This is a genomic window from Occallatibacter sp. (assembly GCF_036502485.1).
In the GTDB taxonomy this organism is placed as follows: domain Bacteria; phylum Acidobacteriota; class Terriglobia; order Terriglobales; family Acidobacteriaceae; genus Telmatobacter.
On record NZ_DASXYM010000109.1, the window covers coordinates 1 to 10,845 of the forward strand.

General features: G+C 60.3%; 7 protein-coding genes. 3 read left to right on the top strand and 4 right to left on the bottom strand.

Features of this window, described 5'->3' with window-relative positions; translation table 11 throughout:
* Positions 1 to 119 precede the first annotated feature (119 nt).
* A complete protein-coding gene (locus VGL22_RS14500; protein ID WP_465267651.1) occupies positions 120 to 788 on the top strand; it encodes a lysostaphin resistance A-like protein in 669 nt (222 codons plus the stop codon).
* Between the two features lie 413 nt (positions 789 to 1,201).
* Here VGL22_RS14500 and VGL22_RS14505 read toward each other — a convergent pair whose 3' ends face one another.
* The 3 genes from VGL22_RS14505 to VGL22_RS14515 all read right to left on the bottom strand — a co-directional run bounded on the left by VGL22_RS14505 (position 1,202) and on the right by VGL22_RS14515 (position 4,430).
* Positions 1,202 to 2,083, bottom strand: a complete 882-nt coding sequence (locus VGL22_RS14505; protein WP_465267652.1) for a lysostaphin resistance A-like protein — start codon at positions 2,081 to 2,083, stop codon at positions 1,202 to 1,204.
* Between the two features lie 40 nt (positions 2,084 to 2,123).
* Entirely contained in the window at positions 2,124 to 3,230 is a 1,107-nt protein-coding gene (gene holA / locus VGL22_RS14510) for a DNA polymerase III subunit delta (RefSeq protein WP_465267657.1), read from the bottom strand.
* Positions 3,231 to 3,425: 195 nt separating this feature from the next.
* Complete coding sequence (locus tag VGL22_RS14515) at positions 3,426 to 4,430, bottom strand: universal stress protein (protein WP_465267653.1); 1,005 nt, start codon at positions 4,428 to 4,430, stop codon at positions 3,426 to 3,428.
* Positions 4,431 to 4,773: 343 nt separating this feature from the next.
* Here VGL22_RS14515 and VGL22_RS14520 point away from each other — a divergent pair, with 343 nt between their 5' ends.
* The gene (locus VGL22_RS14520; RefSeq protein ID WP_465267654.1) at positions 4,774 to 8,049 is read left to right on the top strand and encodes a TonB-dependent receptor; all 3,276 of its coding nucleotides are present in this window, start codon (positions 4,774 to 4,776) and stop codon (positions 8,047 to 8,049) included.
* Between the two features lie 206 nt (positions 8,050 to 8,255).
* Here VGL22_RS14520 and VGL22_RS14525 read toward each other — a convergent pair whose 3' ends face one another.
* Positions 8,256 to 9,470, bottom strand: coding sequence for a pyridoxal phosphate-dependent aminotransferase (locus tag VGL22_RS14525; protein ID WP_465267655.1), 1,215 nt, complete (start codon positions 9,468 to 9,470; stop codon positions 8,256 to 8,258).
* A gap of 312 nt (positions 9,471 to 9,782) precedes the next feature.
* Here VGL22_RS14525 and VGL22_RS14530 point away from each other — a divergent pair.
* Positions 9,783 to 10,845: ankyrin repeat domain-containing protein (locus tag VGL22_RS14530; RefSeq protein WP_465267656.1), on the top strand; the 1,063-nt coding region annotated here is incomplete at its 3' end.

Here is a 10,845-nt window from a genome sequence, read left to right on the forward strand (position 1 = left end):
CCCCCGCTTGTCATCCAGAATTCACAATCCAGCATCTAACCCCCTCAGTTATGTGCGTGGGCGATTGGTACTTATTTAAAGATCAGGGTCAGATTAAAAGAGATTGTCAAACGACATCTGTGCGCGGCCGGCGCAGAGCTCTCTTCGAACTCACCGGAATCTACAGCCTCATCCTCCTCGTCATCTGGACGCCGCGTCCCTGGCAGGCCGGCATGTGGGCCATTGCGGGCGTGTGCATGATCGCGGTCATCGCTTTGTCCTTCGAGGGGCTCGCCAACATGGGTATCTGCACGCAGAACCTCTCGCGGTCGCTGTGGGCCATAGCCTTGGCCGCCGGCCTGGCCCTGCTTGGGATCGCCATTGCCGGGCGCCTGCACACCCTGCGCCTGCCCCCCTCCCCGTACCTGTTCATCCGCCACTACGGGTGGTACGCCGTCTGGGCCGGGCTGCAGCAGCTGATCCTGCAGTGCTTCTTCCTGGCCCGCTCGGTGCGCCTGATTCCCAACACCACCGCCGCTGCGGGAGTGTCCGCCACCTTGTTTGCCGCGGCGCACCTCCCCAACCCCGTCCTCACCGTCATCACCCTGATCTGCGGCCTGGCGTCGTGCCTGTTCTTCCTGCGCTACAAAAACCTCTGGCCCCTCGCCGTGGCGCACGCCATCCTTGGCATCGCCATCGCCATCACCATCCCCGGAAGCATCGACCACAACATGCGCGTAGGGATCAGTTACCTCACCTGGGTAGACCGCCCCATCATCTCCGAGTCCGTGCCATTTCCAGAACCATAAATGTGAAATGCGGGCCCGTATGGGGGTGCCCCGTCCAAGCTCTGCTTGGGCGGCGCAGACACCATCCGTGACCGCCATCACAGCCGGAATTCCGCACCCCGCGCATCATGAATGAACTGTCGGCGACGGCCAGGATCGTTGTCTAACCTGGCTTTCCGGTGTCCGATGAAGCAGAATGGCGTTTCTTGCTGTTTACTAAAAAGCACCTGACTGTTCGTTTTTTTCTGCCTGCATGTATATACATTTTTAAGACATATATAACTGGTTCTTAACGGTTTAAGTCCAAAAGAACAGCACCTCCTCATCTTCGCCCTGAACCCGAACAAACAGCGAAAATAGAGCGAATCCCCCCGATGCGCTCCACTTCACAGAAATTACCAACTGGTAAACGCCCCCCCCCCCGGCAACGTTCCTCACCGCAAAAACAGCGACCACACCGAATCCACCGTCGCATGCGCCACGGCCGAAGCCCCCACCCGGCGCTGCTCCCGCCACCCCCGCCCGTAAAAAATCCCCGCAATCGCCGCCAGCACGACGTAGCGCCAGTTGAAGAACACCGCCCGCTTGTTGAAGTGCGACAGCCCGAAGAGAACCGCCGTCACCACCAGCGCCCCCGTACGGCCAACCTTCTGCTCCAGCAGGTTCTGGATCCACCCGCGAAAGAACAACTCCTCCGGCACGGCTATAAAGAAGAACGTAAAAATCCACGCAAACGCAAACCGCCCCGGCAGCCGCAGAGCGTCAGCCCACGTGAGCGAATGGATATGCAGGAATCCCAGCGCCAGCCCCAGAGCCAGCGCAATCGGAAGAAAATACAAAAACTGCCGCAGCCCGATCGAGACGTCGCACCGTCGCAGCCGCAGGTCGAATCCCGCACCCTCGATCGGACGCAGGGCCACAAACGCGTAGATCCCCGCATCCAGCAGCAGCACCTTGTTGAACACCGACAGGTGCGCCGGCCAGGCCGCCTCAAACCACCGCAGATCCACCGCCAGCCCGATCACGGCCAGGATCGCCAGTCGCGGCCACACCGCCTTGTCCGGCGTCACACGGGCCGCCAGCGCAACAGCCGGCGGAAACAGCCCATAGACGGCCAGCCACCGCCCGTTGAACTGGCCGGCATCCACCGCCACCAGCACATAAGGCACGCACAGCAGCCCTGGAACCACCACCTGCACGACCGGCGGAAGCTCCTGCACCCGCTCCATAACCCGCGAGGGGAGGAACGCCGCCGCCAGATACGGCGCCAGCGCAAGCACAGCCGCAATCACCAGCAGCACAGTTATGTGAGGCACAGGATCATTGTGACAGGCAGGGTTCCTGCCCGATCAAGCTTCACTGTTCACTGAGCGAGAGCTGTGAGGCGGACCATGGCGATAGCGGCTTCGGCTCGGAAGCCAGGTCCAGCACCAGCCGCTCCAGCACCAGCCGCTTGTCCGGCGGAGAGGAGCGCAGTTCCAGATCGGCGCGCGCAATCAGCCGCAGCGCGCGCGTCAGCTCGCGGCGCGACTTATACCGGCGCGCCTGCCGGATCAGATCATCGGCTGCAAACGGCGGCATCCGGAAGCCCTGCCACAGCGCCTGCCAGATGGCGCGCTGATCCCGCACGTTCTTCTCCAGGATGACCAGCATCTGGCGGAATGTCCGCGCCAGCATATAGAGGTGCCCGATCGCGGCATCTTCCCCCGCCTCACTGGAGTTGAGCAGCCCGTGCAACAGAGCAATTGCCTTCACCTTGTTGCGCGCGCTGATGGCATCCGTCAGCTCATAAAGCGAGCGCTGTTTGGCCCCCAGCACCATCGTCTCCACGTCGCCCAGCGTGATCTTCTCGCGGCCCCACGTAAAGAGAAGCAGCTTCTCCAGCTCCGCCGCGATCATCATCATGTCCGCGCCCAGCGCGTCCACCAGCTCGCGCGCGGCATCCGGATCGATGCGGTTGCCGCCCTCGCCGGCGGTGGCGCTGACCCAGCGCATAGCGTCATCTTCGCTCACGCGCGCCAGTTCCACCATGCCGCAATGCTCGCCCAGTGTTTCAGTCAGGCGCTCGTACTTGTTCTTGTCATCCATCTCTATCCGGCGCGCGTCCGACGGGATACGGATGAAGTCCGCGACGAAGACGATAAGCGCCTGGGGGTTGGGCGACTGGAAGTAGCGCGCCAGAGCGGCGAACTCGTCCTTCTTGGCGCCGCGCGTGTAAAGATTGCGCACATTGCGCACAAAGATCACCTGGAACGGCGCCATCAGCGAGGGCGTCTGCGCGCGGTCCAGAATGTCGAAAATGGGCGTAGTCGAGAGGTCGAAATCGGAAAGGCAAAACTCTTTGAAATCCGGCGGGACGAATGCCTTGATGATCGCGGCGCGGCACCGCTCCTGCAGGAAAAGCTCATCGCCGGCCAGCACGTACCCGGCTCTGATCGCGCTGCCCTTCGAGCCCGCGTCCATCTCCGAGACAAAGCGGCCCACGGCCGAAAAGCCGGCCCCCCAGCGCGCGCCACTCAACGGGCGTCCCTCCCGGCTGCGGATAACGAGAACATGCGGGATCAGAATAACAAAAGACAGGGAAAGAGGAACCGAGGAAAAGGGAAAGAGAAGGAGCCGGCGCTCGAGATACCGGGCTTACGGCTTCTACTGCATAGGTCAGACCTTAGGCGCAGGGCCTGCAACCTGCATCTGCCCTTCTTTTCCCTTCCCTTGTTCCATCGTTCCCCTCTTCCCTGTTCTCCCCAGTTCGGTCTCCCGAAGGGTCATCACCGGGCAGCGGGCGTGCGCCAGCACTTTATAAATGGTGCGATCGCGCGTAAGGCTTTCGAGGGCCGATCGATGCGTCGCCCCCAGCAATACGAGACAAGCGTGGTGCTCCGCGCTCTCGGCCAGGATCTCGATCGACGGATTGCCGTGCACAACCTTAGCCTCTACAGGCACCTCGATGCCCTGCGAAATCTCAGCCGCCAGCGCGCGAAGTTCCTGCATCGCGGCGGAGTCCAGGCCCGAGGGAAGCCCCTTGCGCCGCATATCCGTAATGGGAGGAAGAACATGCAGGAGGATCAAACGTGCCTGCAGCACCGATGCAACCTGGCTGGCAAGCACTGCGCTCGGACGGGAGGCCTCTCTGAATGTGGTGGCATGCAATACAACCTGTTCAGGGTGATTGCCGACCACCGGGAGACGAGCCTCGGGACCCACGGTAATGACCGGGATGTTGACCGAGCGCAGCACTTGTTCAGCCACGGAACCAAGGAGCAACTTGCTGACCTTGCCCCGGCTCCGGGTCCCAAGCAGGATGCGGTCCGCATTGAACTGACGGGCTGCAGCCAGAATCTGCTGTGCACACTGACCCTCGCGGATCACCTGATCGCAAATAATACCCCTTTTCCGAGCGATTTCACAGTAGGGCTGAAGAGTCTTTTCGGCCACATCAAGCGCACCTGCGGGATCGTAATAAGGCATGCCGGAAGCATCGGCCGTCATCGCCTCAGCCGCGGAGACAATATGAAGCAAAATCAAGTGCGCACCAGTCGCCGCGCCCTCATCGAAAGCGAATGGCATAAGCCGATCCAGGTCACTTAGATCCGTCGCAACCAGGATCACCGAAGGACAGCTCCAACGATTCTTAGCCGATTCCACCATGCTGCACCTCAACATAAGAGGGTGGCACCAACTGACGCGCGTTTATGTGCGAATGAGCACCTCTGGCTGTGACCTGCATCACGTGCTGACATGGATTTCCGAATTCCTTGATTTCATCCTCATGCGAAATATCACTAACATTGAGGATGGAAGATTATCCCCATCTTTCCAGTCCCCTGCATCACCCAAAGCGACGCAGCCTCGTGCACTCATGAAACAGCGCGCGGCTTTCCCCCTGCGTTCTGGCCGCGCGCACACATAAAGCATCCGGGTCTCACAACCTTCTCTGGAGGATAGCCCTATGTTGGAGCGACGCAGTCGACGTGTATCCAAAGTCATCCTGCTGGCATGCGCAGTTATGCTTGCAACAGTTCCCGCAGCCATCAGCCAGACATTTCGAGGCGGAATCAACGGCGCGGTTACCGATCAATCCGGCGCTGTCGTGCCGGGAGCCGCGGTGGAAGCGGTTGACACGGCCACCGGAGTCTCGCATAAAACTGTGACTTCCAGCGCCGGCGAATATCAGTTTCAGGACCTGGCGCTGGGCAGTTACACCGTGACCGCAACCGCGAACGGCTTCAGGCAGATCATGGTGTCGAAAGTTCCTGTAACAGCAGGCGTAATTTATACGCTTCCAATCAAGTTGTCAGTGGCTGCTGCCGGTGACACCGTGGAGGTCTCCGCGTCAGGTCTTTCGCTCGACACCACCACTGACACGCAGACCACCGTGATCCCAGAAGTTACCGTGCAGGACATACCACTCAATGGTCGCGACTTCACCCAGATGATTGGCTTGGCGCCAGGCTTCGCGGGCTACTCCCTGGGCGGCTATGGATCGGTAAACGGAACGCGCGCCAACCAGGTGAATTGGCAAATTGACGGTGCCGATAACAACGACTGGTGGCATAACATCCCCGCCGTAAACCAAGGCGGCGTCGAAAACATTGCAGGCGTAACTCTGCCGATCGACTCAATTGCCGAGTTCAGCCTGCAGACGCAGTCCTCCACTGAAGTGGGCCGTAATCCCGGCGGAACCGTGAACCTGGTTACCAAGTCAGGCACCAACAGTCTGCACGGTTCCGTTTACTACTATGAGCGCAACCAGGCGCTGGCGGCCAGCAACCCGTTCAATACACTGGGCGATCTGCCGCTCTCCAACGTCCAGTGGGGCGCTTCGCTGGGAGGCCCGTTCTGGAAGGACCACACCTTCTGGTTCGCTAACTTTGAGAAGCAGAAATTCAATATCGCGACCGGCAACTCCGGGACGGAGCCGAATGCCGGCTACCAAGCCGAGGCTATCGCATTGCTGAACAACAAGAAACCTGACGGCAGTTCTTATGGCAACTGGGACCCGGTGCCGGTAAACCCGATGATGCAGGACACAATTTCGATGTTGTGGCCGTCGAACCTGATCTCGGGCACCTCGCTGGGTGCGATTCAGAACCCCGCGCCTGAGTTTGGATATAGCTATAACGGTGTGATCAAGCTGGACCATACCTTCAGCCAGAAGCACAATGTCTCCGGACGCGCATTTCTGGGCCAAGGCAGTCAGACTGCACCGACATCACAGTCGGCCGTGAACCCCTGGTACTTTGAAGTGGCGCCAATCCATGTCTATAACTACTCGGCCGTTGATAACTATACCTTCTCGCCTTCCATCATGAACTCCGTAACCATCGGAGTGAATTACTTCAACCAGACGTTCTCGGATGCCAAGACGGACTTTGGCGGCTTGGCGGATGCGGGCTTCGTAACCGGTTCGCAATTTCCCAACGCCCCCAATATCAAGATCTTCGGCTTTGAAGCAACCGGCAATACGCCGCCCGAAGGCCGCAACGACATCACCGGCCACCTCGACGATGCGATGAGCTGGACCATTGGCAAGCACCAGTTGCGGCTCGGTGGCGAGTATCGCCAGATGCAGCTCAACGAGTTTTACTGGCGGCACTCCACCGGCACCTTCACCTTCGATACCAACTACGGTTCTCCTTGGGACGCAACGGACGAGAGCGGAAACGCTCTGATTGATGCAGACTCCAAGGCTAAGTCGCTGGCTAACTTCCTGGCCGGCTACATGACCAAATCGACAATGGCCTTCGGTGACCCGGAGCGCACCGTCTATTCGCACGCGTTCGATATCTTCGGACAGGACAGCGTGCAGCTAACTTCGCAGTGGAACGTCAACTTCGGCCTGCGTTACGACATCATGCAGCCGATGCATAACGACAAGAAGGATCTGTCGGTCTTCCGCCCGGGAACGACGCCGACCGGGATTGCGTTCCAGGGTAAGGACATCGGCAGCGTCTACGGTACCGATTACACCAGCATCAGCCCGCGCGTAGGCTTCGCGTGGTCACCCTCGTGGCAGCCGGGCATGGTCATCCGCGGCGGCGCGGGACTGTTCTTCGACATGCCGAATGCCAATCCATTCCTAGACAACCGGCCGGGCAACAGCGCGCCCAACGGGCTTGAAGGAAACCCGGGCGGCAGCAACCCGGTAGTCACAGCAACTACGGGAACCCACGTTCTTGAGGCAGGCAAGCAGATCATCGATACGCCCACCAATCAAGATCCATGTCCGATTGATGCCCCCTGCGGCGCATTTAGCGTGGCCTCTGGATTCCGCTCCCCGTACAACGTGAACTTCAGTCTGCAGGTGGAAAAGTCGCTGGGCAGCAAAGGCATGGCGCAGCTTGGCTATGTGGGGAGTCAGGGCCGCAAACTCCTCAGCCTGCTCAATATCAATCAGATGATCGCCAACCGCACACCGGACGCGACGCCGGGCCCCTACAGCGGCAGCTTCGGCGGCTACTACTACTCCGACATCAACCAGATTCAGAGCATTGGAACGTCAAACTATAACTCCCTGCAGGCGGTGCTGCGCGCCAACGAATGGCATAATATGACGGCGCAGATCGCTTACACCTGGGGACACAACCTGGATGAAGTAACGGCCTACCGTGGGGCCCTTCCGCAAGATAGTTATAACTTCAAGGGCGACTACGGCGCGTCCGACTTCGACACGCGGAACAGCGTGGTTGGCTATGTTAACTACGAGATACCCGCCTTCAAAGGACCTAAGCTGCTGACCTCCGGGTGGGCCATCAACTCGGCTTACTCGTTTAAGGGCGGCCAGCCCATTACGGTCTACACCTCAAACGACACAAGCGGCACGAGCCAGTACGTGCAACGTCCCAACCAGCTCAGCAATCCTCTCAAGGGCGTTTCACACAAGCTTGTCCGTCCCGCGGGAGATACGCCCTACGTGCAGTGGCTCAATACCAATGCGTACGCGCAGCCCAGTCCCGGTACCTGGGGCGATGTGCGCCGCAACAACGTGTACGGGCCAGGATTCTCCGATGTGGATCTTTCAGTGTTCAAGAACACCAGGTTCTCGATCGTTGACTTCCCGGTAAACGTGCAATTCCGCGGCGAGATGTACAACGTGTTCAACCGCATTAACTTGGCCAGCCCGGCATGCACGCAGCTCTGCTACGACTACTGGGATGGGTCGAGCGGCTCAGCGGGCGCGTTCGGCACCACCAGTTCCACCATCGGTTCCGGCAACTACTCACCCGGCATCGGCCCTGGTGAGCCGTTCAATGTGCAGTTGGCATTGAAGTTGACGTTCTAAAACAATCTCAGCAATACGAGGCCGGCGTCCATATGGAGCCGGCCTTCGTGTTTCTGCGGGATGCGGTGCCTGAAAAACCCGTGCCACAGCCAGTTAACTTCGCAGGCTAAACTGTGCTGGCCCGGGAACCCCACGGAAGCCGCCAGACAAACGAAGGCCCATGCATTAAGCGTGGGCCTTCCGTGCTTGGGAGCATTCTGAAAGTTCTAGGACCAGCGGGCTGTCGACCCTTCCCCGAACTTACCCCCGTGCGCCCGCGGCGACTCCATCCACGCCGTTGCCGGGTTCGCCATCACCTCGGTGAACGCCTTGCGAAATGTCATCATCTCCTCCGGCGTGCCCACGCTGATGCGTACGTTGGTGGGCCATGCCGGCCATATGCGGCCGACAAACACATCTTTGCCAGCCATCGCCATCAGGACTTCTTTGCCGGGACGCTTCGTATCCAGCATGAAGCAGTTGCTCTCCGAAGGGGTCACCGCGTAGCCCTGCTGCTTGAGCCATGCCATCGTGTCAGCCCGCGTGCCCGCCGTAATCTTCTTGCGCGTATCGACCAGGTCAGCTTGCTTGAGGCTGGCGATTGCGGCTGACGTGGCGGTGATAGGAAGGAAGTTGCGTCCGAAATAGTCGAGCTTCTCAAGCAAATCGGGGCGCCCAACGGCAAAGCCCATGCGGACGCCGGCCATGCCGTAAAGCTTGGAGAAGGTGCGCAGAACGATGACGTTCTTGCCTTCCTTCACGAAGTCCATAGAACGCGGAGCATCGCACAGATGAATGTAGGCTTCGTCGATCAGGACCACCGTGTCTTTCGGCGCATTGGCCACCACATGCTCGATGTCTGCCCGCGGCGTACAGGATCCGGTGGGGTTGTTCGGGTTACAGATATAGATGACGCCCGGGTTCGACGCGGCCGCGAGCATCGCCTTCACGTCGTGCGCTGCTGCGCCGTGCGGATCCGACAGCGGAACCTTCAGCACCGCGGCGCCCACGCTCTGAGCCGAAAACATGGGTGCTTCGTAGCCTGGATCGGCGATTACCAGGGGTTTGCTGGGGCTGGTGAACGCCAACACGGTGTACGCCAGGGGCTCGCTGGATCCCGCATAGGCGCGGATGTTCTTCGCGTCCAGGCCCTCCTGCTTCGCGATGAGCTCGACCATGTCGGATTCCTGGTTCATCAGGTAACGCCCCCCCATTGGAACCATGCTCATCATGGCCTGGCGCGCGGCGTCGCAGGGACCGAGCGGATTTTCGTTGGAATCGATGTGCACGCCGTGATTGGGATCGCCCAGACGCCGCCCCCGCTGCGCATGGGCAAGCATTCCTTCGGTCACAACGGGGAGGCCCGCAACGGCAGCAGAGGCGCCGGCGGCAAATCGGAAGAATCCGCGGCGGGTTATAGCAGCTTTCAGGTTCGACGGCATGGCTCGACCTCCTGGGGATGGCAAAACAAGGGGAAGGCGGCTAAAGACCAGCATCGCGCGTTTTGCAGCACTCTGCCGGAAGCCGTTGCAAACACGTTAGTGTGTGCCAGGCTCAATGCACAAGGGAGAAACCCATAAAGATCTGATTTGGATTCCAGCAGATTCTCAATCTGTTACCATCCGCACAAGCGTGAGGGACGCACCCGGTCCGCGGAAAGGGCTTGAAGCCCATCCTGTTTGTGAACCTTTCCCCGTTCCTTCTTTCGGCCCGACACATGCGGACAACGGGCACGTAACGAAAGGAGGCCCCCTGTGAGCATTACTTCCCCTCCGCTCCGAACGCTGCCCGAACGCCCCAATCTCCGCCACCTGAAAGATCAGGCGAAAGACCGCTTGCATGCCGGCAAAGCCCGGACGCTCGCCAGCGCCCAGCTTCAGACCGCAAGAGAATACGGATTCGCGAGTTGGTCGAAGCTCAAGCAGCACGTGGATGCGCTGCATGAGATCGGGATGCTGAAGCACGCCATTGATACCAACGACTTCATCGCCGTGCGCACCCTGATGACACGGAATCCCGATCTGCATTCCGCTCCGCTGGGCTATGGAAAAGCTGGGCCACTCACCTGGGTTGCGGAGTGCCGGGTGCCCTGGGAGGCGCCCGGCCCCGCGCGGCTCGCAATTGCGCAGTGGATGATCGACCATGGTTCAGACCTGCACCAGGGCGGCGACGCGCCCCTGATGCGGGCCGCGCTGGTGGATCACCGCATCCCCATGATGGATCTGCTGGTGCGCAACGGCGCCGATGTGAATGCGGAGTGGAACGGGCACTTCCCTATCCTGTTCGCTCCCTGCGAAACTCTATCGCCGCTCGCCTTGAAATGGTTATTGGACCACGGTGCCGATCCGCACCTCCCCTCCCGGCGCGGCTACGAGTCCCCGCTGGATTATGTGATCGGGACGTATTCGCGCTCGCCGCTGCAGGCGCAATGCATCCGTTTGCTGATCGATGCGGGCTGCCCGGCTCGGCGCAATATTCCGCCAGTTCTGGAACTCATCCGCGGACGCCTGGACGTTTTGGGGGAGATTCTCGACGCCGAACCCGATCTGGTCCGCCGCCGTTTTTCCGAAGTGGATTTTGGGTCGACCGCCTGCCGTCGTCTGACGCTCCAAGGCGCTACCCTTCTGCACGTGGCGGCCGAGTATGGAAACGTGAAAGCGGCGCGGATGCTGCTGGCGCAAGGAGCCGATGTGAACGCCCAGACCCAAGTGGACGCGGACGGGGTCGGCGGCCAAACTCCGCTGTTCCACGCGGCAAGCCAGTTTTCTGACTTTGGACTGGAGGTGGTGCGCTTTCTGGTGGCCAGCGGCGCAAATC

Bases quoted from the DNA above. Each gene is read 5' to 3' on its own strand.
- VGL22_RS14525 (WP_465267655.1), bottom strand. From the start codon at position 9,470: ATGCCGTCGAACCTGAAAGCTGCTATAACCCGCCGCGGATTCTTCCGA.
- VGL22_RS14515 (WP_465267653.1), bottom strand. From the start codon at position 4,430: ATGTTGAGGTGCAGCATGGTGGAATCGGCTAAGAATCGTTGGAGCTGT.
- VGL22_RS14520 (WP_465267654.1), top strand. From the start codon at position 4,774: ATGCTTGCAACAGTTCCCGCAGCCATCAGCCAGACATTTCGAGGCGGA.
- holA (WP_465267657.1), bottom strand. From the start codon at position 3,230: ATGGACGCGGGCTCGAAGGGCAGCGCGATCAGAGCCGGGTACGTGCTG.